This is a genomic window from Burkholderia sp. BDU5 (assembly GCF_001522845.1).
Lineage (GTDB): Bacteria > Pseudomonadota > Gammaproteobacteria > Burkholderiales > Burkholderiaceae > Burkholderia > Burkholderia mayonis.
On the sequence record NZ_LOWC01000109.1, the window covers coordinates 150,974 to 175,665 of the forward strand.

Below are 24,692 nucleotides of genomic sequence, written 5' to 3' on the forward strand. Positions count from 1 at the left end.
GCCTGCGCAGCCGCCGCCGGGTCGTGCGCGCATCAGCCGACCGCGCGCTCCAATGCGTCGACAAACATGCCGGCGACGTCGTATCCAGTCTGCTCCATGATTTCGCGAAAGCAAGTCGGGCTCGTGACGTTCACCTCGGTCAGCCAGTCGCCGATCACGTCGAGTCCGACGAGCAGCAGGCCGCGTGCCGCGAGCACCGGACCGAGCGTCGCCGCGATCTCGCGGTCGCGCTCGGTGAGCGGCTGCGCGACGCCGACGCCGCCCGCGGCGAGATTGCCGCGCACCTCGTTGCCCTGCGGAATCCGCGCGAGCGAATACGGCACCGGCTCGCCGTCGATCAGCAGAATCCGCTTGTCGCCGGCTTTGATCTCCGGGATGAACTTCTGCACCATGACCGAGCGCGCACCATCGTGGCTCAGCATCTCGATGATCGAGCCCAGGTTCATGCCGTCCGGCTTCACGCGGAACACGCCCATCCCGCCCATGCCGTCGAGCGGCTTCAGGATCACGTCGCCGTGCTCGGCGTGGAACGCGCGCAGCCGCGCGGCGTCGCGCGTGACGAGCGACGGCGCGACGAACTGCGGAAACTCGCCGATCGCGAGCTTTTCCGAATGATCGCGGATCGTCTGCGGCTTGTTGAACACGCGCGCGCCCGCGCGCTCGGCGAGCTCGAGCAGCCACGTCGACGTCACGTACTCCATGTCGAACGGCGGATCCTTGCGCATCAGGATCGCGCCGAACGACGGGAGCGCGCGCGACTCGTGCGCGCGCGCCTCGTACCAGCGATCGCGATGCAGGTCGGCCGTGTCGCCGACGATCGTCACGCGGCGCACGTCGGCCTCGACGCCCGCGACCGTCCACGCGAGCTGGTTCGGCTCGCACGCGTACACCGCGTGCCCGCGCCGCGCCGCCTCGGCCATCATCGCGTAGGTCGAGTCCTTGTAGATCTTGAAGCGGTCGAGCGGGTCGGCGATAAAGAGAATGTCCATGCGAGTCCTGATGCTATAAGGGATGCGTCACACCTGGATCGCTTCCGGGTCGGTCTTCTCGAGTTCGACCGACGACGCGAGCAGCCCGAGCCGTGCGACGACGCCATACATGTAGAAGCGGTTCGGCGGCGCCGCGCCGGGCTTCGCGTGCGCGTCCGGCAGCGCCGTGTGCTCGAAGCCGAGCGGCACGTAGTGCATGCCGGGCGCGTTCAGATTCTGGTCGCGCTCGCGCGCGCCGTGTGTGCGGTAGAACCCGCCCACCACGTAGCGATCGATCATGTAGACGACGGGCTCCGCCACTTCGTCGCCGATCCGCTCGAACGTGTAGACGCCTTCCTGCACGATCACGTCGCTCACCGGCACGCCCGCCTTCGATTCGGCCATCTGCGCGCGCTCGTGCTTCGTCATCCGGCCGATCTCGGACGCGTCGTGCACGGTCATCACGCCGCGCCCCGCCGTGCCCGCATCCGCCTTCACGACGACGTACGGCTTCTCGCCGATCCCGTATTCGCGATACTTGCGCGCGATCTTCTTGAGCACCGCGTCGATCGCGTCGGCGAGCGCTTCGCCGCCGCCGCTGCCATGCCAGTCCACGCCTTCGACGTGCGCGAAATACGGATTCAGCATCCATGGATCGACGCCGACCATCTTCGCGAACTTCTTCGCGACGTCGTCATAGCAGGAAAAGTGCGTCGACTTGCGGCGCACTGCCCAGCCGGCATGCAGCGGCGGCAGCAGATACTGTTCGTGCAGGTTCTCGAGCACGCCCGGGATGCCCGCCGACAGATCGTTGTTGAGCAGGATCGAGCACGGATCGAAGTTCTTGAGGCCGAGCCGGCGCGGCGTGCGCTCGAGCGGCTCCAGCACGATCTTCTGGCCGTCGGCGAGCGTGATCGGCGTGATGTCGGAGATGCTCGGATCGAGCGAGCCGAAGCGCACGTTCAGCCCCGCCTGGCGCATGATCGTCGCGAGGCGCGCGACGTTCTCGAGATAGAACGCGTTGCGCGTCGGCAGCTCGGGAATCACGAGCAGATTCTTCGCATCCGGGCAGATCTTCTCGATCGCGGCCATCGCCGCCTGCACGGCGAGCGGCAGCACTTCGGGCGGCAGGTTGTTGAACGCGCCAGGAAAGAGATTCGCGTCGACGGGCGCGAGCTTGAAGCCCGCGTTGCGCAGATCGACCGAACAGTAGAACGGCGGCGTGTGTTCCTGCCATTCGAGCCTGAACCAGCGTTCGATCGCAGGCGTGGCGTCGAGGATCTTCCGCTCGAGCTCGAGCAGCGGGCCGTTTAACGCCGTAACGAGATGGGGAACCATGTGTAACTCGCGGACGGGAGAAAAAAGATTGTAGAGCAATTGCCCGTCGCATTTGGGGATTGTTCCCGGGATCGCAAGGATTTACCGAATGTTTGTCGCTATTGACCCGATAGCACGAAGGGTCAACGAACGCGGCCCGCGCCGGGCGGGCGTCGGAGCCGGCATGCGACGCCCGGCGCGCGGCGCCGACGCAAAGAAACGACGAATCGAATGACGAAAAAAACCCGCCTCGGAGGCGGGTCGAAGTCGCTGCGCTCATTCCGGCGGGCGGCAAAGCATGCGTGCGCTTCGACGCCCCGGGATCGGGGATGAATCCGATTATTCGACGTGCTCGCCGTGCAGGATCACGTCGAGGCCTTCGCGTTCTTCTTCTTCCGTCACGCGCAGGCCGATCACGAGGTCGATGACCTTCAGCAGCACGAAGCTGACGATGCCGCTGTAGACGAGCGTGATCAGCACGCCCTTCGCTTGCAGCAGCAGGCTGCCGTCGGCGCCGCCGATGTCCTTCACCGCGAACACGCCGGTCAGCAGCGCGCCGAGGATACCGCCCACGCCGTGCACGCCGAACGCGTCGAGCGAATCGTCGTAGCCGAGCTTCGACTTGAGCCACGTCGCCGACCAGAAGCAGACGACGCCCGCGGCGATGCCGATCACGAGCGCGCCCGCGACGCCGACGAAACCCGCGGCCGGCGTGATCGCGACGAGGCCCGCGACGGCGCCCGACACGATGCCGAGCACGGAAGGCTTACCCTTCGCGATCCACTCGGCGAACATCCAGCCGAGCGCCGCGCATGCGGTCGCGACTTGCGTCGTCAGCATCGCGAAGCCGGCACGGCCGTCGGCCGCGACCGCGGAACCCGCGTTGAAGCCGAACCAGCCGACCCACAGCATCGAACCGCCGATCAGCGTCAGCACGAGGTTGTGCGGCGCCATCGCTTCGCGGCCGTAGCCGACGCGTTTGCCGAGCACGAGGCACGACATCAGGCCCGCGATGCCGGCGTTGATGTGCACGACGGTGCCGCCCGCGAAGTCGAGCACGCCGTCCGACGACAGCCAGCCGGTCGGCTCCCAGACCATGTGCGCGATCGGCACATAGACGATCAGCGACCAGAGCGTCATGAACACGAGCATCGCCGAGAACTTCATCCGGTCGGCGAACGCGCCGCAGATGAGGGCCGGCGTGATGATCGCGAACGTCATCTGATAGACGAAGTAGACGGTTTCCGGAATCGTCGGCGCGAGGTGGCTGACGGTGAGCGTCGTCGCCTTGTCGCCGTGGATGTAGTTCATCCCGGACAGGAACACGCGCGAGAAGCCGCCGATGAAGCCGCTGCCCGGCGTGAACGCGAGGCTGTAGCCGACCACCGTCCACAGGACCGTGATGAGCGCCGTGATCGCGAAACTCTGCATCACGGTCGCGAGCACGTTCTTCTTGCGGACCATGCCGCCGTAGAACAGCGCGAGGCCCGGGATCGTCATGAACAGCACGAGGGCGGTCGACGTCAGCATCCACGCGGTGTCGCCCGAGTTGATCTTCGACGAATCGACCGAGAACGGCGCGGTCGGTGCGGCAGGCGCTGCGGCAGCGGCGGCCGAAGCCGGTGCGGCGGCCGATGCGGCGGCGGGGGCCGACGACGCGTCGTCGGCCATCGCAGCGCCGATGCCGCCCGCAAGCAGCGAGCCGGCCATCAACAGGGACATCAGGATTTTGCGCATCTTGGTTTTCCTCTTATCGCTCGTGTCTCTTGTTACAGGGCGTCAGCGCCCGTCTCCCCAGTACGGATCCGAATCACCTGCTCGATCGACGTGACGAAGATCTTGCCGTCGCCGATCTTCCCCGTCCGCGCCGCGCGCTCGATCGCCTCGACGGCCTGGTCGACGAGATCGTCCGATACCGCGGCCTCGATCTTCATCTTGGGAAGGAAATCGACGACATACTCGGCACCCCGATACAGCTCGGTGTGCCCCTTCTGGCGGCCGAACCCCTTCACCTCCGTCACCGTGATGCCCGAGACGCCGAGCGCCGAGAGCGCCTCGCGCGTCTCATCGAGCTTGAACGGCTTGATGATTGCGGTAATCAGTTTCATGAAGTCCTCTCGCTATGGTGGTTGTCCCATCACTGCTGCAATGTGTGGCGGAACATCTACAGCAACTCGCATGCCATGTCGGCTCATGCAGATCTCGAAAGGCTTTCAGGCAGATTTCCGCCATCGACACACGCTTGCGCGAACGCAAGCGCGCCTTGGCCGAACGGCCAGCGCGGGCCCGGTTTGCTGGCGCGCTGAAAGGAAGGTTGCTAGAGTGCACGCACGTCCGGCGCACGGCGAACGCGGCTTCTCGCGGTCGAATGCCCGGAAAACGGGCCTGTGAGCGCACCAATTTCGGTCATGCGCAATTCGCGGGCACGACTGCAACGGCAATTGCACAAATTTTGTGCATCTGGAAGGGGAACACCATGAAGCAACCCAGCGACGTTTTCAACGACCTGCAATCGCGCATCGGCGATCTGCTGAAAAACTCGCCGGCCAAGGACGTCGAGCGCAACGTGAAGGCAATCCTCACGCAAGGCTTCTCGAAGCTCGATCTCGTCACCCGCGAGGAATTCGACACGCAGGCGCAAGTGCTCGCGCGCACCCGCGCGCGGCTCGAAGAGCTCGAAAAGCGCGTCGCCGAGCTCGAACAGAAACTGGCCGACGTCCAATCGTGACGGCCGCCGCCGCTCGCATTCGCTGAGCGGTTCACCCCCGCAGCTCGCGCCACGCCGGCAAGCGCGCATCGAAACCATTCTCCGGACGCCACGGGCGGCGCAGTCCGCGCCGCCCGGTCCGGTCCACGCGGAGTCGAATCATGTCGCTTGCCGTGGTGCGCAGCCGCGCGCCCGCTGCCGGCCGCGCGCCGGAAGTCACCGTCGAAGTCCATCTCGCCAACGGGTTGCCGTCGTTCTCGATCGTCGGCCTGCCCGATCTCGAAGTCCGCGAAAGCCGCGAGCGCGTGCGCGCCGCGCTGCAGAACTGCGGCTTCGAGTTCCCCGTGCGGCGCATCACCGTCAACCTCGCCCCCGCCGACCTGCCGAAGGAGTCCGGACGCTTCGATCTGCCGATCGCGCTCGGCATCCTCGCGGCAAGCGGCCAGCTTCCGGCGAACGCGCTCGACGGCCGCGAGTTCGCGGGCGAGCTGTCGTTGACGGGCGCGCTGCGGCCGATGCGCGGCGCGTTCGCGATGGCGTGCGGCGCCGCGCGCGGGCAGCAGGCGGACGAAAGCGGTTCGGCCGAGTCCGCGCCTTTACCCGCCGCCGCACCCGAACTCTATCTGCCGCTGCCGAGCGCAGGCGAAGCGGCGCTCGTGCCGGGCGTGACCGTGTACGGCGCGGCCGACCTGCCCGCGTTGTGCGCGCATCTCGCCGACGCGCCGGGCGGGCGGCTCGCGCCGGTCGCCGCCCCGCGCCTCGACGATCTGCCCGCCACGTCCGCGCCCGACCTCGCCGACGTGATCGGCCAGACGGGCGCGAAGCGCGCGCTCGAAGTCGCGGCGGCGGGCGGCCATCACATGCTGATGATCGGGCCGCCGGGCGCGGGCAAGTCGATGCTCGCCGCGCGCCTGCCGGGCCTCTTGCCGCCGCTCACCGATGACGAGGCGCTGACGTCGGCCGCGATCCTGTCGTCGAGCCGCGCGGGCTTCGCGCCCGCTCAATGGCGGCGGCGGCCGTTTCGCGCGCCGCATCATTCGTCGAGCTCGGCCGCGCTCGTCGGCGGCCGCAATCCGCCGCAGCCCGGCGAAATCACGCTTGCGCACTTCGGCGTGCTGTTTCTCGATGAGCTCCCTGAATTCGACCGGCACGTGCTCGAGACGCTGCGCGAGCCGCTCGAAGCGGGTCGCATCACGATCTCGCGCGCCGCGCTGCAAGCCGATTTCCCGGCCGCGTGCCAGTTGATCGCCGCGATGAATCCGTGCCCGTGCGGCTGGCGCGGCGATCCCGGCGGCCGCTGCCGCTGCTCGCCCGACGTCGCCGCGCGCTATCTGCGCAAGCTGTCCGGGCCGCTTCTCGACCGGATCGACATCCAGATCGAGATCCCGGCGCTCACCCCCGCCGAACTCGCCGAGCGGCCGGCGACGGCGGGCGAATCGAGCGCGACCGTCGCCGAACGCGTCGCCCGTGCGCGCGAGCGACAATTCGCGCGGCAACGCAAGACGAACCACATGCTGACGGGCCGCGAAACCGACGCGCTCTGCCGCCCGGACGGCACGGGCGAAGCGCTGTTGCGCGAGGCGGGCGAGCGGTTCCGCTGGTCGGCGCGCGCGTACTACCGGGTGCTGAAGGTCGCGCGAACGATCGCGGATCTGGCAGGCGACGACGCGCCGAGCGCGGGACAGATCGCCGAAGCGATCCGTTATCGGCGGGTGTTTTCACCGGTCTGAATAGGAGCCGATTGCAAGCCCTTGCGCCCGATCCGGCCGACGAACAGGAAGATGCGAGGCGTCCCGCAGCGCGGTGCGGCGAAGTGCGGGGCGGGGCCGGACGCGAGTCGAATCATCGGCTTGCTGTCGAAGCCTTGCGCCGACGCGCCATCGGCAATGTTCTCCGGCAACCGCCGTTCAGGATAAGGGCGAAGGCGGCCGACGCGGTCGGCCACCAGCTTGAATGATGATTCGAGCGAGAAGGCAGATAGGTCAAGCGTGCCGCGCTCCCGTCCCGAACGGCGATACGCGCTTGGGCAGCGAGCGTCGCGTAACGGCAGGCGGCGCGATACCGAACGTGCCGCGCAGGAGCGCCCAGCGCTCGCAATACGCAAAGGAGTGTCATCCGCCGCCCTCCTCACGCGATTCCAGCAGCAGATACTCGCCATCGTCGGACACACCCGAGCCGATCTCGACGAACCGATGCGCGCGATAGAACGCGAGCGCGCGTTCGTTCTGCGTCAGACACTTGAGCCGATAGCGCGCGGCGGGCCAGCCGGGCAGCGCACGCAGCAACGCGCTGCCGATTCCTTCACGCAGCCGCGATCCTGCGACGTACAGGTGATGGATGAAGCGCTCCGGCCCCCACACCAAGATGAAGCCGACGATGCCCGAACCCGCCGCTTCGGCGACGAGCAGCGATTCGCCTCGCGTGTGTTCGTCGAAATCGTCCAGCGCGAAACCATCGGCTGACAGCCAGTCGAACGTGTCGCGGCGAGTTTGCAGAAAGATTCGGCGCAACGCCGGCCGGTCGTCGGCAACGGCCGTGCGAACGGTGATCGTCATGATCGTTTTATCTGGGTACGGTGGAGACGAGGACAGTGGGCGGCACGCAGCTCTCGCCGCCTGCAGCGGAACGATCGACGCGCCCGCCCGGCCGCCGGTTGCGACACGCCGCACGGCGAGCACCTGACGCAAACGCACGAACGCGATCCGATGCCGTTTCCCGATCGTTGCCGGCTGCAACGCGGTGCAACTCGGTCCGGCGTGGAGGTCGCGGACTCGTGACGTGCAACGCGCGATGCGCAACGGCAAACGTCGATGACGCAATAAAGCGCCACAACCGCAAAACGAAGGCGGCAGGCGAATCGTAATATAGTAGGGTCAATAACGGTGCACGTTTTCAATGACCGAGTTGCCTCACATTAAAAGTAACCGAACGGGGTAGGCGCAAGGGATCGTTGCCTCAAATTGTTGGTAACCGAAGCACAGGGCGTTACCGACATGGGGAAGAAGGAAAGACAGGCGTACCTGAAGGCCATACGAGGCCGCTATGCCAAGGCGGAGCGGGCCGAGAAGAGCAAGATTCTTGATGAGTTCTGCGCGGTGTGCGGGTACGCCCGTAAGTACGCGCTACGGCTGCTGGGACGGCCACCCACGAAGAGCTCGCCGGCCAAGCCTGGGCGACCATCGCGATACGCCTGCGAGGCGGTGCTCACGCCGCTTCGCGCGATTTGGATGGCGACCGACCAGATGGCCTCAAAACGCTTGAGCAGCGCCTTGCCGCTGTGGCTGCCGCATTACGAGGCGGTACACGGTACGCTGGACGCTTCGGTGCGTGAGCGGTTGCTGGCGATCTCGCCGGCCACCATCGACCGGTTGCTCGCGCCAGTGCGCGCTCAGGCAGGCCGCCGCGGCTTGAGCGGCACCAAGCCCGGCACGCTGCTGAAGAATCAGATTCCGCTGCAGACCAACACCTGGGACGTGTCGGTTCCTGGTTTTATGGAGGCCGACACGGTCGCGCATTGCGGCACGAGCCTGGCCGGCGACTTCGTCTGGAGCCTGACCATGACCGATCTGTACTCGGGCTGGACCGAATGCCGAGCCACTTGGAACAAGGGCAGCGCTGGCGTGATGGCGCAGATCCAAGCTATCCAGTCCGCCTTGCCCTTCGCGCTGCGCGGCTTCGATTGCGACAACGGCTCCGAATTCCTCAATTGGCACTTGCTGCGGCACTTCCAGAACCGCGATCAGCCGATCCAGTTCACGCGCTCACGCCCCTACCAGTCCAACGACAATGCTCACGTCGAACAGAAAAATTGGTCCTGCGTGCGGCAACTGTTCGGCTATGACCGGTTCCACAATCCCAAAGCGGTCGCGCTCATGAACGACTTATACGCCAAGGAATTCAGTTGGCTAACCAACTTCTTCTGCCCCACCATGAAGCTGGCCGAGAAAAAGCGGGTGGGCGCCAAGATCGTCAAAAAGCACGCCCCGCCTCAGACACCGGCGCAACGCCTGCTCGATCACCCCGACGTCGATGAGGCCACCAAAGAACGTTTGCGCCGCCAGCAAGATGCGCTCAACCCGTTCGAGCTGCGCGATACTATCCAGCGCAAGCTCCGACGGATCTTTAAACTCCTTCGGTAACCTCACTTCTGAGGCAACGATTCACCCCTTCGGTGTCTTTTTATTCTGAGTCAACGCGTGACGCCATCGTCCCGCGACGCCATCGTCCCGCGCGCCGAGCGTCTGTGGCGGCGTCGGACCGTCCAAGATTTGCCTTCCCCGACTGGAGCGAACGCGCATGGCCTTGCTGCCCGGCACCCTCACCATTCCCGACAGGCGCGAACACGCGCGGCACCGGCTGCTGATGTTCCATCACGCGTGCGGCTCCGCGACGAACTACTACAAATGGGCGACCGCGTTTCCGGCGCATATCGAGGTCTGGCTCGTCGAGCTGCCGGGCCGCGGCAGGAATCTCAACCGCCCCGCGATCGATGCGCTGCCGCAATTGCGCGACTACCTGCGCGAGCTCGCTCCCGAGCTCCCTTCCGACTATGCGATCTTCGGCCACAGCATGGGCGCGCTCGTCGCGTATTGCTTCGCGCACGACATGACGCAGCTCGGACGTCCGCCGCGCTGGCTCGGCGTGTCGGGCGCCGACTCACCGTTCGCGGCATCGCGGCGCCGCGCGTTTCCGGTTCATCAGCGCACCGAAGCGGCGATTGTCGACTACCTCGCGGCGCTCGGCGGCACACCGCCTGAAGTCTTCGCACACGACGAGCTGCGGGCGATGCTGCTGACGCTCGCAAAGGCCGACTTCCGGATCGTCGAGGCATTCTTCCCGCTCGCATCGCCGACGCCGCTGCCCGTTCCCGTCACGGTCTTCGCGGGCCGGCAGGATGCGGTGCTGTCCCCGGAAGGGCTGCGTGACTGGCAGCGCGCATCGACGCGGCTGATCGAGTTCCGGGCGTTCGACGGCGGGCATTTCTACCTGCTCGATGACCTGTCCGCGGTCCATGACGCAGTGGACGCCGCGCTCGCGCGGCATGAGCGGCCGCCGGCGAACGGCGCGACGGGTACCGGTGTCTTCGATGGAGCGCCTTGCGCCGGATAGCCGCGCGATTTGGCGCTTGCACGCACTCGGCGCAGACGCCGATCGCCCGACGACGCCCCAGCGCTTTGCGCTCGATCGGCCGGCACGAAAGCGTTTCGTCCGCTCGGGGCTTCAGCACCAATACGCAAGCGCACACCGTGGCCGCCAACCCGCCCGCCCGGCAAACGGGCGACTCCCGGAAAACACGCACCGCGGAACCGCCGGAAAGCCTCGAAAAAAACGCGCCGCATCGTCGGAAGCCACGCGCCACAGGGCATCCGGGCTTGCCTCTCGTCGCCCGGATGGCAAATAAATGGCTGTCAAGACTTGACTTATGCACAATTAGGCGAATCCGACCCAACTTCCGCACGCCCCAGCCGTTACTTGAAGCTTCTTTTGCAAATTATTGATTTTGTTGATTTTTTGCAGGTGCAAAGATTCGAGGCAATCTAACTGAAAGGCCCTCTGGCGGGACTTTGCAGAAGGCCCGGCAAAGTTTTCAACAAAGTTATCCACAGTCTTTGTGGATAGTTTAAAAAATCCCACAAAATCCGGCGATTAGCGTCCTTTCTTGTGAAGGAACTTTCAGTTCGGAATCGGCTCTCAGATATCCCGCATCGCTCGATCAGTCGAGTTTTAACGAGCCGAAAAATTGTTCGAGCGGCTCGGCGGCGAGCGGCGCGTCGGAGATCACGATGACCTCGTACACGTGCCGGCCGTGCGCGATGAGCCGCGCAATCACCGTCTTCGACGCGCCCGCGTCGGATGAAACCGATTCCCGCGCCGCACTGGGCGCCCTGCCCGACGCGCCACCAGGCGCCCCGCTCATCCGCAGCTCGACGCCCGCCGTCTGGCCGCCCATCGCGAGCGGCACGAGCACCGCCTGCTCGGCCGGCTGCGCACGCAGGTTGCGCGCCAAACCGGTGCGCAGATAGTCGAGCACCGCGCGCTGGGTCGCATCGCGGTCGTCGGGCAGCATGATCGTGCCGACGGCGAACACCGCACCACCGACGTGCGCCGCCTGCATCCGCATCTTCATCGGCACGCCGCCGATCGCGACCGGGTGCTCTTCGACGGTCGGCTTTGCCGGCAGATCGATCGTGTAGCCGGCGTCGTTGTGCAGCGTGCGCCAGTCGTAAGCGGGCGAACAGGCGGCAAGCGACGCGAGCGCGCCGAACGCGACGGCGGCGCGGCGCGCACGGGACGCAAAAGATGCGACGAACGCGCGCAACGGCTCTGGCGGATGGAGCGAAGCCGACCGGCCCGATGGCCCCACTGGCCCACGTGAACCAAGCAGGCCAAACAAGCCGACCAGACGAAGCAAACGAAGCAGACGAAGCAGACGAAGCAGACGCGCGTAGCGAAAACCGGCACGAATCATGAAAGGAACGGGTTGCAATGGACGGTAAACGAAGCCGCATTATCGCCGGTCGGCGCGTCCGCGCGGCGCCGGTGCGCGCGCCCGATTGACGGTACAATGAGCGCCGTTCGCACCGCTTGGGCGCGCCGCCCGTGTGGCGTCGCCCGCATTCCAGAGGTTCAGCAGATGAGTCCCGCTCCCGCCCCCACCGGCCGCCGCGCCGGCCCGTTGCGCTACGTGGCGATCGCCGTCGCCGCTGTCGCGATCGCCGTCGCCGGCTATTTCGCGTTCAACGGCAAGTCGAGCGCGCCCGAAGCGACGTTCACGCTGTTGTCCGGTCAGAAGATCTCGACCGGCGCCGATCTGAAGGGCAAGGTCTACCTCGTCAACTTCTGGGCGACGAGCTGCGCGACCTGCATGCAGGAAATGCCGCAGATGGTCGACACGTACAACCGCTTCAAGGGCCAGGGGCTCGAGTTCGTCGCGGTCGCGATGAGCTACGATCCGCCGATGTATGTCGCGAACTACGCGCAGACCCGCCAGTTGCCGTTCAAGGTCGCGCTCGACGACGGCAGCGTCGCGAAGCAGTTCGGCAACGTCCAGCTTACGCCAACAACGTTCGTGATCGGCAAGGACGGCAAGATCCTGAAGCGCTACGTCGGCGCGCCGCAGTTCGCGGAGCTCGACCAACTGCTGCAGAAAGCGCTCGGCACGAGCGCGTAAGCCCTCCGGCCGCGCCGCACGGCGCGCCGCCTCCCTCCGACGGATCGCTCGAGACGGGTCACGCCCGCTTCAGCGGTCCGTTTCTCCTTTCGCCGACAGCCCGTAGCGCTTCATCTTCTCGTAGAGCGTCGCCTTGCCGACGTGCAGCTTGTCGGCCGTCGTGGCGACCGCGCCGCCCGTGCGATTCAGCGTCTCTGCGATCACCGCGCGCTCGAATTGCTCGACCCGCTCCTTGAGCGACCGCTCGGCGTCCTGTTCCGCGCCCGTCCCTGCATCGCCGACAATGCCCTCCGTCACGCCGAGCACGAAGCGATCGGCCGCGTTGCTCAGCTCGCGCACGTTGCCCGGCCAGTCGCGCTGCATCAGGCTCGCGCGCTGGCGATCGGTGAGCAGCGGCGCGGGGCGTCCGTAGCGAACGGCCGCATCGAGCATGAAGTGCTCGAAGAGCGGCACGATGTCTTCGCGACGCTCGGCGAGCGGCGGCAGCGCGATCGTCACGACGTTCAGCCGATACAGCAGATCGCGCCGGAACGTGCCGGCCGCGACGTGCTCGCTCATGTCGCCCTTCGCCGCCGCGACTACGCGGCAGTTCACGCGGATCGGCTGGTTCGAGCCGAGCCGCTCGAGCACGCCGTCCTGCAGCACGCGCAGCAGCTTCACCTGCAGCGCAAGCGGCATGCTCTCGATCTCGTCGAGGAACAGCGTGCCGCCCGACGCGTACTCGAGCTTGCCAATACGACGTTTTGCCGCGCCGGTAAACGCGCCCGGCTCGTAGCCGAACATTTCGGATTCGAACATCGGCTCCGGCAGCGCGCCGCAGTTGACCGCGATGAACGGCTTGTTGCGGCGCGGCGACAGCTCGTGCAGGCTGCGTGCGATCAGCTCCTTGCCCGCGCCGGTGTCGCCGTTGATGAGGACCGACGCGTCGGTCGGCGCGACGTTCGCGATCAGCCGCCGAACCTGCTCGATCGCGGGGCTTCTGCCGATGATCCGCGGCGCGACGACGCCCTGCCCCGCGAGCTCGCGCCGCAGCGCGTGGTTCTCGAGCACGAGCGCGCGCCGCTCGAGCGCGCGCCGCACCGTCTCGGTCAGGCGCTCGGCCGCGAACGGCTTCTCGATGAAGTCGTATGCGCCGTCGCGCATCGCCTGCACGGCCATCGAGATGTCGCCGTGTCCGGTGACGAGCACGACGGGAACGTCGGGCGTGCGTTCGCGGCACTGCGCGAGCAGGTCGAGCCCGCTCGCGCCGGGCAGACGGATGTCGGATACGATCACGCCGGCCGCATCGCCGACGATCGCCTTCTCGGCCGCCTCGACCGAACCGAACCCGGCAACGTCGAAGCCCGCGAGCTGCAGGCTCTGCACGCTCGCGCGGCGCACGAGCTCGTCGTCTTCGATGTAGATCACTTGCAGGCGGTTCGCCATCTTCTGTCACCCAATGATGCTGTGCGGGCCGCGCGCGCACGCGCGTTCAGCTCGCGGCGGAAGTGTCCGGATGATGCGTGCGCGCGCGGCGCAGCGTCAAGACGAACTCCGCGCCGCCCCCCGGCGCGTTGCGCGCGGTGAGCGAGCCGCCCGCGTCGCGCGCGATCGATGACGAGATCGCGAGGCCGAGCCCGAGCCCGCGCCCCATTTCCTTCGTCGTGAAGAACGGCTCGAACAGACGCGCGAGCGATTCCGGCGGAATCCCCGGCCCATTGTCGCGCACGACGATCGACAGCGTCGCGGCCGTCGCGTCGATGGTCACGTCGATGCGCGGCGCGGCGACCGTCGCAACCGCGTCGAGCGCGTTGCCGAGCAGGTTGATGAGCACCTGCTCGAGCCGCAGATCCTCGCAGCGCGCGACAAGCGGCGGATAGTCGAGCGACGGATCGAAGCGCACGGTTTCCACGGGATCGCGCGTCTCGTCGCGCAACGCGAGCCCGAGCTCGACACCCTTCATGCGCACCTTCAGCAGCGCGACCACGTTGCGCAGCGCGCGCGCGACCTGCGCCTGCTCGTTGCGCGGCTTCGCGCGCCCGACGAACAGCTTCAACTGATTGGTGATCTTGCCCATCCGCTCGGTGAGCGCCGCGATCGCCTCGAGATTCTCGCGCGCGGCCGCCTGGTCGCCGCGGTCGAGCAGCACGCGCGTGTTGTCGGAGAAGCTGCGCAGCGCGGCGAGCGGCTGGTTCAGCTCGTGCGTGATGCCGGCCGCCATCTGGCCGAGCGCGGCGAGCTTGCTCGCCTGGACGAGCTCGTCGTGCGCGGCGCGCAGTTCCTGCTCCGCGCGAATCCGCTCGCCGACTTCCTTCTTGAGCCGCGCATTCGCCTGCGACAGATCGGCCGTGCGCTCCTCGACGCGCCGGTTCAGCTCCGCATACGCGCTTTGCAGCAGCACGCGGCTGCGGAGCATCTCCTTCACGCGCGCGCGCCGCGTGCGCCAGTAGAAGCCGAGCAGGCCGAGCGACACGAAGCCGAACGCGGTGACGATCGTCGCGTTGCGCGCGTCGGTGTCGACGGGCTCGATCCGCGCGAGCGTGACGAGCTGCCAGTCGGGCTCGCCGAGCAGGCGGCGCGTCGCGAGATAACGCGGCGCGCGCCGCCCCGCGCCCATCCGGACGATCTGCGCGTCCGGGCCGAGCACACGCTCGACGCGCAGCGGAAGCGGCGTCACCGGATATTGCGCGTATTGGCGCGTCTCGTGGATCGATGTCGCGATCGGCCCCGGCAGCGGCCTGAGCGTGTGGTACTTCCATTCGGGCACCGACGACAGGAAGATGACGCCGTGGTCGTCAGCGACGACGAGCGGCTCCGACGCGTCCGCGCCCTGGAACCATTCGAGATTGAGCTTCACGACCGCGACGCCGATGATCTTGCCGTCGCGCCGCACGGGCTGCGAGATGTAGTAGCCGGGATCGCGCGAGATCGTGCCGATCCCGAAGAAGCGGCCGGTGCCGCCCTTCACCGCGTCGATGAAATACGGACGAAACTGGTAGCCGATGCCGGTGAAGCTGTCCGGCCCGCGCCAGTTGCTGGCCGCGACGCACAGCCCGTCCGCCGTGATCACGTAGGTCGCCGTCGCGTGCGCGTGGCGGTTCATGTCCTCGAGGTACAGGTTCGCGCGATTCACCCGGCGGCGATTGCCGGGCGCGGCGAGAACGTCCTGCACGAACGGGTGGCCGCCCAGCAGGTACGGCAGCGATTCGTAGCGGTCGAGCGTACTCTTCAGTGCGTTGGTGGTGCGGTCGACGCGCGCCGCCGCGCTGTTCCGCAGATCGGCGACGCCACGCTGCCACGTGATGGTCCACGTGAGCGCGCAGGCCGCCGCGAGCATCGCGGCGAGCGCGAGAAGGACGAGCAGGCGGCGCTTCACGGTGACGGCTTCCGGACTGTATGGATCGTCTATTGTGGCATAGCCCCCGCTCGGAAAGACCGCGGGGCCGAACGGAGCGCGCCTCGACGCGCCCGGTTCGGCCCCGCCCGGCGCGGGCGCTGCTGCGCGCCCCGCCGTGTTTCCGCTCACCGTCAGACCCGGGCGGCTTCGCCCGCTGCGACTTCGCCGCCGCCCGTGAGCGCGGCGCGCAGTTTCTTGCGATCGAGCTCCTTCTCCCATGCGGAGACGACGACCGTCGCGACGCCGTTGCCGACGATGTTGGTCAGCGCACGGCACTCGCTCATGAAGCGGTCGATGCCGAGAATCAGCACCATGCCGGAGAGCGGAATGGTCGGCACGACGGCGAGCGTCGCGGCGAGCGTGATGAAGCCCGCGCCCGTCACGCCGCTCGCGCCCTTCGACGTCAGCATCGCGACCGCGAGCAGCGTGAGCTGCTGCATCCACGTGAGCTCGATGTTGGTTGCCTGCGCGATGAACAGCACGGCCATCGTCATGTAGATGTTGGTGCCGTCGAGGTTGAACGAATAGCCGGTCGGCACGACGAGGCCGACGACCGAGCGCGAACAGCCGGCCTTCTCGAGCTTCTCCATCAGCTGCGGCAGCGCCGCCTCCGACGAGCTCGTGCCAAGCACGATCAGGAGCTCTTCCTTGATGTAGCCGACGAAGCGGATGATCGAGAAGCCCGTGAAGCGCGCGATCGCGCCGAGCACGACGAGCACGAACACGATCGACGTCAGGTAGAACGTGCCGATCAGCTTGAGCAGCGGCACGAGCGAGCCCACGCCGTACTTGCCGATGGTGAACGCCATCGCGCCGAACGCGCCGATCGGCGCGAGCTTCGTGACGATGTGCACGATGCCGAACAGCACGCGCGTGATGCCGTCGATGAAGTCCGTGACGACCTTGCCGCGATCGCCGAGATGCGCGAGCACGCTGCCGAACAGCAGCGCGATCAGCAGGATCTGCAGGATCTCGCCTTGCGCGAACGCGTCGATCATCGTGTTCGGGATGATGTGCATCAGGAAGTCGACGGTCGACTGGCCGTGCGCCTTCGCCGCGTACGACGCGACTTCCTTGCCGTTCAGCGTCGCCGGATCGATGTTGAAGCCGACGCCCGGACGCAGGATGTGCGTCGCCGCGAGACCGAGCACGAGCGCGAACGTCGACACGATCTCGAAATAGAGGAGCGCCTTGCCGCCGACGCGTCCCACCTTCTTCATGTCCTGCATGCCGGCGATGCCCGTCACGACGGTACAGAAGATGATCGGGCCGATCACCATCTTGATCAGCTTGATGAAGCCGTCGCCGAGCGGTTTCATGTCGACGGCGAGCGACGGATAGTAATGACCGAGGATCACGCCGACGACGATGGCGAAGATCACCTGCACGTAGAGGACTTTATAGAACGGTTTCTTCACGATGGTTCCAGAGAAGAGAGAAGATGAGTCGAAGCAGGCCGGCGTCACGCGCGCGGACGAAAAGCCAGGGGAGCCACTCGCCCGCGCGGCTGCCGTGCCGCAACAAGCGATGGCCTCAGTGGATCCGGGGGAGGTGGATTGAGTGGGTCATCGAATGTCTCCTTGCTGTAGTAGTTAGGCCGAGGCGGCCTTGGGCATTTACTTCGCAAGGTCGATGCCAGCTGCTCGATCAGGTCCAGCCTGTTGATTTCTCTGGATTTTCCTAATCGAGACCGGCGCGCGCATTCCGGCTTTCCAGAAATCTGGAATGCAGCCGTCCGGATCGCCGGACGGATCGCGCCTTTCGTCAGATGTTTCGGTGCCGAACCGCCTGCTCGGCGAGCGTATGCGGCGCGGGCGCGACGAGCAGGATGAAGCCGTGGTGCGTCGCGATCATCAGCGCCGTCGGCGTGAAGCTGAAGCCGCGCCGCGCAGGCGCCGCGCTCATACGACGCGGTCGGCCCGCAATTGCGCGATCTCGCGCTCGGACATCCCGAGCCAGTCGCCGAGCACGTTCGCGGTATCCGCGCCGAGCACGGGCGGCGCGCCGCGCACGGGCAGGCGCTCGCCGTCGAAGCGGTACGGCGGCGCGAGCACGTCGACCTCGCCCGCGACCGGATGCGGCTGCCGCGTGACGAGCCCGGCCGCCCGCGCTCGACCGGACGTGAGCGCCTCGCGCAGGCCGAGCACTTCGCCGCACGGAATGCCTGCTTGCGCGAGCGCCGCGAGCAGCGCCGCGCGCGTCCGCGCGCCAAGCTCGCGGCGAATCTCCGGCAGCAGCTCCGCGCGATTCGCGGAACGGGCGATGTTCGTCGCGAAGCGCGCGTCGGCCGCGAGCGCCGGCCGGCCAATCACGTCGCAAAAGCGCGCGAACTGCGGGTTGTTGCCGACCGTGATCACGATCGGGCCGTCCGACGCGTCGAATACGCCGTACGGGACGATCGACGGATGCGCGTTGCCGTAGCGCGGCGGGTCTTCGCCCATCAGCAGCGCCTCGAGCCCATAGTACGACGTGACCATCAGCCCGCAATCGAAGAGCGCCATCTCGATGCGCCGCCCGCGGCCCGTCGCTTGCCGCTCGTAGAGCGCCGCGAGGACCGCCTGCGCCGAATACATGCCGGTAAAGAGGTCCGCCACCGCGACGCCGAACTTGAGCGGCGGCTGCCCGGCGTCGCCGTTCAGCGCCATCAGGCCGGTCTCGCCCTGCACGACGAGGTCGTAGCCCGGCCGGCCCGCTTCGGGCCCAGAACGGTCGTAGCCGGAAATCGCGCAATGGACGAGCCGCGGATTCAGCGCGGCGAGCGCGTCGTAGCCGAGGCCGAGCTTCTCCGCGCCGCCCGCCTTGAAGTTGTGCACGAGGACGTCCGCCTGCGCGGCGAGCGCGCGCGCGACACGCTGCCCCGCCGCCGCCTGCAGATCGACGCAGATCGAGCGCTTGCTGCGGTTCACGCTATTGAAATAGGTCGTCTCGGTATCGCCGACACGCAGGCCCCAGTCGCGCGTGTCGTCGCCGCGCTGCGGATGCTCGATCTTGATCACTTCCGCGCCGAGATCCGCGAGCACCATCGCGCACCACGGTCCCGCGAGCACCCGCGAGAAGTCGAGCACCTTGACGCCCGCGAGCGGCTGCGCGCCTCGTTCGTTGCGCATCTTCGTCTCCACCGTCCGTTCGCGGTTATTGCATCGACTGCGGCTTCGACAGCGCGATGTAGCGCGCGAGATGATGATCTTCGTCGCCGAGCTGGTGATCGATCATCACGAGCCGCTTCGCATAGTGCGACAGCGGCAACTCCCACGTCATCCCGATCCCGCCGTGCAACTGGATGCTCTCCTCGGCGACCAGCGTGCCGATTCGGCCGACGCTGTACTTCGCTGCGGCAAGCGCCCGCTCGCGCGCGACACGCGGCGCGTCGAACTGCGCGGCGGCGTTGATCACGGCGGAGCGCGCCTGCTCGATTTCGAGCAGCACGTCCGCCATCCGGTGCTGCAGCGCCTGGAAGCTGCCGATCGGCACGCCGAACTGCTTGCGCGTGCGCAGGTAGTCGAGCGTGTGCGCCTTCGCGGCGTCCATCGCGCCGAGCGCTTCCGCCGCGAGCGCGAGCAGGCCGAAGCCGATCGCGCGCTCGATCGCGTCGGCCGCTTCGCCCGGCGCGCCGAGCAGTGCGGCGTCGGCGAGCGTCACGCGCTCGAAGCGCACGTCGGCCGCACGACCGCCGTCGATCTTCCGATAGCCGCGCACCGACACGCCCGGCGCCGACTTCGGCGCGACGAAGAGCGACAGGCCCGCCGCGTCGTCGTCGCCGCCCGCGGTGCGTGCGCTGACGACGTAGAACGTCGCGTGCTCGCCGCAGTCGACGACGGCCTTCGTTCCGTCGAGCACCCAGTGATCGCCTTCGCGCATCGCGCGCGTGCGCACCGTGTGCAACGCGTAGTGCGTGTCGGGCTCCGCGTGCGCGAACGCGCCGATCGCGCGGCCTTCGATCAGTTCCGCGACGAGCGCGCGATGCGCGTCGCCGGGCGCGTCGGCGAGCGCGCGCCCGGCCATCAGCGCGCCCGCGAACGGCTCGACGACGAGCCCGCGCCCGAGGCATTCGAACACGAGCGCGATGTCGAAGCCCGCGCCGCCGAAGCCGCCGCAGTCCTCGGGAAACAGCGCGCCGATTGCGCCGAGCTCGGCGAAGCGCCGCCACATGTCGTCGCTAAAGCCGGCGTCCGACAGCGCGACCCTGTCGCGCACGGCGAACGGATATTGCTCGGCGATGAAGCGATTCAGGCTGTCCGCCAGCATCCGGCGGTCTTCGGTATGTCGAAAGTCCATCGTGTTCTCCTGTCGACCAGGGTTAGCGCTTCAGCGCTTACTCTGGTCCCATGCAACGCTGTCGACCAGAGTTGGCGCTTCAGCGCTCACTCTGGTCCCATGCATCGCTGTCGACCAGGGTTAGCGCTTCAGCGCTTACTCTGGTCCCATGCAACGCTGTCGACCAGAGTTGGCGCTTCAGCGCTTACTCTGGTCCCATGCATCGCTGTCGACCAGATGTCGACTGAACTTAGCGCTTCAGCGCTTAGTTCACAGTCCCATGCAAAGCTGTTGGCGCTTTAGCGCTCATGTCGACCGGAGCGAGTGCTTCAGCATCGACTCCGGTCCCACGCTTCGCGCTCCGGCCCCCCCCCCTGCAAAACCTACAGCCCGAGGATCATCTTCGAGATGATGTTCTTCTGAATTTCGTTCGAGCCGCCGAAGATCGACAGCTTGCGATTGTTGAAGTACTGCGTCGCCGCGCTCGCCGCTTCGGGCAGGCCGCCGAGCGGTTCGCCGTCATGGCCGGCGTCGAGCGCTTCGTCGACGAACGGCTGCGCGTACGGCCCCATCGCGCGCCGCATCAGCGACGAGATTTCCTGGCGGATCTGCGTACCGCGAATCTTCAGCATCGAACTCTCGGCACCCGGCGCGCCGCCGCCCGCGACTGCCGCAAGCACGCGCAGGTTCGTCGTCTTCATGTTGTCGAGCTCGATCTCGACGCGCGCGACGCGGGCGGCGAAGAGCGGATCGTCGGCGAGCGGCCGGCCGTTCTTCTTCACCTTCGCCGCGACCGCGCGCAGCTTCTCGAGCGCCGCGACCGAGAAGCCGACGCCCGCGATGTTCGTGCGCTCGTACGTGAGCAGGTATTTCGCGTAGGTCCAGCCGCGGTTCTCTTCGCCGACCAGGTTCTCGACGGGTACGCGCACGTCGGTGAAGAACACCTCGTTCACTTCATGCTCGCCGTCGAGCGTGACGATCGGGCGGACTTCGACGCCGGGCGAATGCATGTCGACGAGCAGGAAGCTGATGCCTTCCTGCTTGCGGACGTCGGTCGCGGTGCGCACGAGGCAGAAGATCATGTTCGCGTAGTGGCCGAGCGTCGTCCACGTCTTCTGGCCGTTGACGACGTAGTGGTCGCCCTGCGCGTCGACACCCCGCACCGCGCTCGTCGCGACCGACGCGAGATCGGAGCCCGCGCCCGGCTCCGAGTAGCCCTGGCACCACCAGTCGGTGCCGTCGAGGATGCGCGGCAGCCAGCGGCGCTTCTGCGCTTCGCTGCCGTACTTGATCAGCACCGGGCCGAGCATGTTCACGCCGAACGGCACGATGCGCGGCGCGCCCGCGAGCGCGCACTCGTTGTCGAACAGGAACTTCTGCGCGACGCTCCAGCCGGGGCCGCCCCACTCGCGCGGCCAGTGGCTCGCGAGCCAGCCCTGTTCGTCGAGGATCGCGTGCCATTCGCGCATGTCGTCGCGCGTGAGCCGCAAGCCGCCCTTCACCTTGCGCGAGATGCGCGGCGGCAGCTTGTCGGCGAGAAAGCGCTGCACTTGCGCGCGGAACGCTTCCTCTTCTGCGGTGAAATTCAGATCCATGTGGCGTCGTTCTCGAATGCCTGAGGTAATTGAATTGACGGGCGATCGAACGCGGCGTCAGCCGATGCGGTTCAGGCTCGCGAAGGTCTCGCCGCGCGCGACGAGATCGACGAGGAGCGGCGACGGCTTCCAGAAGACCGGGGCCTCGTTCGCGAACACGCGGATGTCGGCGAGCACGTTCGCGAGGCCCACGGTGTCCGCGTAATGCATCGGGCCGCCGCGATAGCGCGGAAAGCCGTAGCCGTGCAGAAACACCGTGTCGACGTCGAGCGGGCGCAGCGCGATCTTCTCGTGAACGACGTTCGCGCCTTCGTTGATCATCGCGGCGAGATAGCGGCGCACGATCTCTTCGTCAGTGAACGCGCGCGGCGTCACGCCCTTCTGCGCGCGCGCGTCAGCGATGATCGCCTCGACTTCCGGATCCGGCGTGCCGACGCGCGCGCCGTCCGGATACAGGTAGTAGCCACGGCCCGTCTTCTGGCCGAACCAGCCGCGCTCGCACAGGCGGTCCGGAATCTCGACGTAGCGCAGCCGCGGATCGCGCGTTGGCGCGCGCCGCTTGCGGGTTGCCCAGCCGATGTCGCCGCCCGCGAGGTCGACGACCTGGTACGGCCCCATCGGGAAGCCGAATTCGCGCACCGCGCGGTCGATCTGATACGGCGACGCGCCGTCTTCCATCATGTAGTCGGCGGCCGTCCGGTAGACGGCGAGCACGCGATTGCCGATGAAGCCGTCGCACACGCCCGCGCGCACCGGGATCTTCTTCAGCTTCTTCGCCAGCTCGAACGCGGTCGCGACGACGTCCGCGCTCACCTGCGCCGGCACGACCACTTCGAGCAGCTTCATGATGTTCGCGGGCGAGAAGAAGTGCAGGCCGATCACGTCGGATGCGCGCTCGACGCTCGCGGCGATTTCGTCGATGTCGAGATACGACGTGTTCGTCGCGAGCACGGCGCCCGGCTTGCAGACGCGCGCGAGCTCCGCGAACACGGCCTTCTTCACCGTCATGTCCTCGAACACCGCTTCGATCACGACGTCGGCCTGCGCGAGCGCGTCGTACGACGTGCCGCCCTTGAAGCGCGCGAGACGCGCGGCCTGCGCGGCGGGCGTCATCCGGCCCTTCGCGACGAGGCCCGCGTAGACCTTCTCGACGTGCGCGCGGCCGCGTTCGAGCGATGCGTCGTCGCGCTCGATCATCGTCACCGGGAGGCCGGCGTCGAGCGCCGCGACCGCGATGCCCGCGCCCATCGTGCCGCCGCCGACGACGCCGATCCGCTCGATCGAGCGCGCCGCGCCGCGCCGCGTTTCCGGCGACTTCGCCGCTTCGCGCTCCGCGAAGAACGCATGGACGAGACCCGCGCGCTGCGGGCTGTCGAGGCACTCGAGAAACAGCCTGCGCTCGGTGCGCAAGCCCTCGTCGATCGGTTGCGCGAGCGCCGCGGCGACCGCGTCGACGATCTTCGCCGGCGAGAACAGCCCGCGAAACTTCTTCGCGACGTCGGCGCGCGCCGCGTCGAGCGCCGCTTCGGCCGCCGCGCGATCGGCGAGCCCCTGCGCGTCGCGCGCGCGGCGCACGGGCGCGCCCGCCGCGAGCAGTTCCTGCGCGTACGCGAGCCCTTCGGCGAGCGTGTCGCCGCTGTGCGCGAGCCGATCGACGAGGCCGAGCGTCAGCGCCTCCTCGGCCGACGCGTGCCGGCCGCTCAGCATCAGGTCGAGCGCGGCCTTCGCGCCGATCAGGCGCGGCGTGCGCTGCGTGCCGCCCGCGCCCGGCAGCAGGCCGAGCTGCACTTCCGGCAGGCCGAGCCTCGCGCCCGGCACGGCGATCCGGTAGTGCGCGGCGAGCGCGATCTCGAGGCCGCCGCCGAGCGTCGCGCCGTGCAGCGCGACGACGACGGGTTTGCCGCTCGTCTCGATCCGGTTGCACACGTCGGGCAAGAGCGGCGGCACGGGCGGCTTGCCGAACTCGCGGATGTCCGCGCCGGCGATGAAGTTGCGCCCGGCGCCGACGATCAGCACCGCGCCGACGGCCGCATCGGCGTCGGCTGCGTCGAGCGCGTCGACGAGGCCGCGCCGCACGTCGGCGGACAACGCGTTGACGGGCGGATGGTCGATCGTGACGACGAGCACCTTGTCGCGCCGCTCGCGCGTGACGGTGCCGGTTTCGTGGGATGCCTGCTGATTCATGTCTCTCGCTCCGTACGGAATACGCGCCCTCGCTTCAACAGACGAGACGCGGGGTTTGCCTCGATTCTCGATTGATCTAGATTGATTGACAATTCCAGCTTTCTTTAACAACCCGTCAAGTCATATTTGACAAATACCTTGAACATGCGGACACGGCGATGGATCTGAATGCGCTCACGCTGCTCGTCGACATTCTCGACGCGGGCAATCTCAGCAAGGCGGCGCAGCGGCTCAAGATGAGCCGCGCGAACGTCAGCTACCGGCTCAACCAGCTGGAAAAGTCGATCGGGCTGCAGCTCGTGCGGCGCACGACGCGGCGCATCGAGCCGACCGAGATCGGGCTGCGGCTCTACGAGCACGGCCGGCGTATCCAGAACGAGCTGTTCGCCGCGCGCGAGGCGGTGACGACGCTCGGCCAGGACCTGCAGGGCCGTGTGCGGTTGTCGGTACCGAGCGGCTACGGGCAGCTCGTGATGTCGAACTGGCTGATCTCGTTCAAGCAGCGCTATCCGGGGATCGTGCTCGACGTCGTGTTCGAGAACCGCGTCGAGGATCTGATGCGCGACGAAGTCGACATCGCCGTGCGCGTGATGTCCGAGCCGCCGCAGAATCTCGTCGCGCGCGACATGGGCGCGGTGCGCTACGTCGCGTGCGCGTCGCCCGGCTTCGCCGCGACGCACGGGATGCCGACCGAGCTCGATCAGCTGTTCGACGCGCCCGTGATCACGGCGACGGTGGTCGGCCGGCAGTTGCGCGTCGCCGCGTATCTCGGCGACGAGCGGCACGAGGTGCTGCTCGAGCCGACGCTCATCTCCGAGAATTTCCTGTTCCTGCGCCAGTCGATCCTCGCCGGGCTCGGCGTCGGCATCGTGCCGGACTACGTCGTGCACGACGACGTGCGGCGCGGCGCCGTCGTCACGACCCTCGACGCGTACCGGCTCAGCATCTTCGGCACGCACATGTACATGCTGTACATGCCGAACCGGCATCACACGCGCGCGACGTCGACGTTCATCGAATTCGTGCTCGAAGAGGCGAGGAACGCCGGGCGCGGCCAGTGACGCCCGGCGGCCGTTCGCGACCCGACCCTTAGGGTTTGTTGTCAGATGACAGGCCGCTT

Annotated in this window: 21 protein-coding genes; 6 read left to right on the plus strand and 15 right to left on the minus strand. The window is 67.5% G+C overall.

Annotated elements, in window-relative coordinates; translation table 11 throughout:
- Nucleotides 1-32 precede the first annotated feature (32 nt).
- The 4 genes from gshB to WS69_RS16770 all read right to left on the minus strand — a co-directional run bounded on the left by gshB (nt 33) and on the right by WS69_RS16770 (nt 4,393).
- Nucleotides 33-989, minus strand: coding sequence for a glutathione synthase (gene gshB, locus WS69_RS16755; RefSeq protein WP_059471836.1), 957 nt, complete (start codon nt 987-989; stop codon nt 33-35).
- Nucleotides 990-1,016: 27 nt separating this feature from the next.
- Entirely contained in the window at nt 1,017-2,306 is a 1,290-nt protein-coding gene (gshA, locus tag WS69_RS16760; protein ID WP_059471837.1) for a glutamate--cysteine ligase, read from the minus strand.
- A 318-nt stretch (nt 2,307-2,624) separates the two neighbouring features.
- A complete protein-coding gene (locus WS69_RS16765; protein WP_059471838.1) occupies nt 2,625-4,022 on the minus strand; it encodes an ammonium transporter in 1,398 nt (465 codons plus the stop codon).
- Nucleotides 4,023-4,054: 32 nt separating this feature from the next.
- A complete protein-coding gene (locus WS69_RS16770; RefSeq protein WP_004198020.1) occupies nt 4,055-4,393 on the minus strand; it encodes a P-II family nitrogen regulator in 339 nt (112 codons plus the stop codon).
- Nucleotides 4,394-4,761: 368 nt separating this feature from the next.
- On the opposite strand from WS69_RS16770, the gene WS69_RS16775 reads away from it, so the two are divergent.
- Both WS69_RS16775 and WS69_RS16780 read left to right on the plus strand, forming a co-directional pair.
- On the plus strand, nt 4,762-5,013 hold the full coding sequence (locus WS69_RS16775) for an accessory factor UbiK family protein (RefSeq protein ID WP_059471839.1): 252 nt from the start codon (nt 4,762-4,764) through the stop codon (nt 5,011-5,013).
- 140 nt (nt 5,014-5,153) lie between these two features.
- Nucleotides 5,154-6,722 (plus strand): YifB family Mg chelatase-like AAA ATPase, encoded by a 1,569-nt coding sequence (locus WS69_RS16780; protein WP_059471840.1) that lies wholly within the window; start codon nt 5,154-5,156, stop codon nt 6,720-6,722.
- Here WS69_RS16780 and WS69_RS33430 read toward each other — a convergent pair.
- Complete coding sequence (locus WS69_RS33430) at nt 6,695-7,096, minus strand: hypothetical protein (protein ID WP_156438189.1); 402 nt, start codon at nt 7,094-7,096, stop codon at nt 6,695-6,697. The two genes, WS69_RS16780 and WS69_RS33430, sit on opposite strands and share 28 nt — an antisense overlap.
- A gap of 7 nt (nt 7,097-7,103) precedes the next feature.
- Nucleotides 7,104-7,547, minus strand: a complete 444-nt coding sequence (locus tag WS69_RS16785; RefSeq protein ID WP_059471841.1) for a GNAT family N-acetyltransferase — start codon at nt 7,545-7,547, stop codon at nt 7,104-7,106.
- A 438-nt stretch (nt 7,548-7,985) separates the two neighbouring features.
- Here WS69_RS16785 and WS69_RS16790 point away from each other — a divergent pair, with 438 nt between their 5' ends.
- Nucleotides 7,986-9,131 (plus strand): integrase catalytic domain-containing protein, encoded by a 1,146-nt coding sequence (locus tag WS69_RS16790; protein ID WP_059471842.1) that lies wholly within the window; start codon nt 7,986-7,988, stop codon nt 9,129-9,131.
- 157 nt (nt 9,132-9,288) lie between these two features.
- Complete coding sequence (locus WS69_RS16795; RefSeq protein WP_059471843.1) at nt 9,289-10,101, plus strand: thioesterase II family protein; 813 nt, start codon at nt 9,289-9,291, stop codon at nt 10,099-10,101.
- A gap of 604 nt (nt 10,102-10,705) precedes the next feature.
- Here the strand turns inward: WS69_RS16795 and WS69_RS16800 are convergent.
- Nucleotides 10,706-11,461 carry a hypothetical protein gene (locus tag WS69_RS16800; RefSeq protein WP_156438191.1) on the minus strand — a complete coding sequence of 252 codons (756 nt, stop codon included), beginning with the start codon at nt 11,459-11,461 and terminating at the stop codon, nt 10,706-10,708.
- Between the two features lie 165 nt (nt 11,462-11,626).
- On the opposite strand from WS69_RS16800, the gene WS69_RS16805 reads away from it, so the two are divergent.
- A complete protein-coding gene (locus WS69_RS16805; RefSeq protein ID WP_059471845.1) occupies nt 11,627-12,163 on the plus strand; it encodes a peroxiredoxin family protein in 537 nt (178 codons plus the stop codon).
- Between the two features lie 69 nt (nt 12,164-12,232).
- On the opposite strand, the gene WS69_RS16810 is transcribed toward WS69_RS16805, so the two are convergent.
- The 8 genes from WS69_RS16810 to WS69_RS16840 all read right to left on the minus strand — a co-directional run bounded on the left by WS69_RS16810 (nt 12,233) and on the right by WS69_RS16840 (nt 23,572).
- On the minus strand, nt 12,233-13,588 hold the full coding sequence (locus WS69_RS16810) for a sigma-54-dependent transcriptional regulator (protein WP_059471846.1): 1,356 nt from the start codon (nt 13,586-13,588) through the stop codon (nt 12,233-12,235).
- 46 nt (nt 13,589-13,634) lie between these two features.
- A complete protein-coding gene (locus tag WS69_RS16815; RefSeq protein ID WP_059471847.1) occupies nt 13,635-15,668 on the minus strand; it encodes a sensor histidine kinase in 2,034 nt (677 codons plus the stop codon).
- A 2-nt stretch (nt 15,669-15,670) separates the two neighbouring features.
- Complete coding sequence (locus WS69_RS16820) at nt 15,671-16,960, minus strand: dicarboxylate/amino acid:cation symporter (RefSeq protein ID WP_059471982.1); 1,290 nt, start codon at nt 16,958-16,960, stop codon at nt 15,671-15,673.
- Nucleotides 16,961-17,303: 343 nt separating this feature from the next.
- Entirely contained in the window at nt 17,304-17,444 is a 141-nt protein-coding gene (locus WS69_RS33435) for a hypothetical protein (protein WP_156438193.1), read from the minus strand.
- Nucleotides 17,441-18,646 carry a CaiB/BaiF CoA transferase family protein gene (locus tag WS69_RS16825; protein ID WP_059471983.1) on the minus strand — a complete coding sequence of 402 codons (1,206 nt, stop codon included), beginning with the start codon at nt 18,644-18,646 and terminating at the stop codon, nt 17,441-17,443. The genes WS69_RS33435 and WS69_RS16825 overlap by 4 nt, the downstream gene beginning before the upstream one ends.
- A gap of 25 nt (nt 18,647-18,671) precedes the next feature.
- Nucleotides 18,672-19,814 carry an acyl-CoA dehydrogenase family protein gene (locus tag WS69_RS16830; RefSeq protein WP_059471848.1) on the minus strand — a complete coding sequence of 381 codons (1,143 nt, stop codon included), beginning with the start codon at nt 19,812-19,814 and terminating at the stop codon, nt 18,672-18,674.
- A gap of 362 nt (nt 19,815-20,176) precedes the next feature.
- Nucleotides 20,177-21,388 carry an acyl-CoA dehydrogenase family protein gene (locus WS69_RS16835; RefSeq protein WP_059471849.1) on the minus strand — a complete coding sequence of 404 codons (1,212 nt, stop codon included), beginning with the start codon at nt 21,386-21,388 and terminating at the stop codon, nt 20,177-20,179.
- Nucleotides 21,389-21,445: 57 nt separating this feature from the next.
- Nucleotides 21,446-23,572 carry a 3-hydroxyacyl-CoA dehydrogenase NAD-binding domain-containing protein gene (locus WS69_RS16840; protein ID WP_059471850.1) on the minus strand — a complete coding sequence of 709 codons (2,127 nt, stop codon included), beginning with the start codon at nt 23,570-23,572 and terminating at the stop codon, nt 21,446-21,448.
- 158 nt (nt 23,573-23,730) lie between these two features.
- Here WS69_RS16840 and WS69_RS16845 point away from each other — a divergent pair, with 158 nt between their 5' ends.
- The gene (locus WS69_RS16845) at nt 23,731-24,633 is read left to right on the plus strand and encodes a LysR family transcriptional regulator (RefSeq protein ID WP_059471851.1); all 903 of its coding nucleotides are present in this window, start codon (nt 23,731-23,733) and stop codon (nt 24,631-24,633) included.
- Nucleotides 24,634-24,692 lie beyond the last annotated feature (59 nt).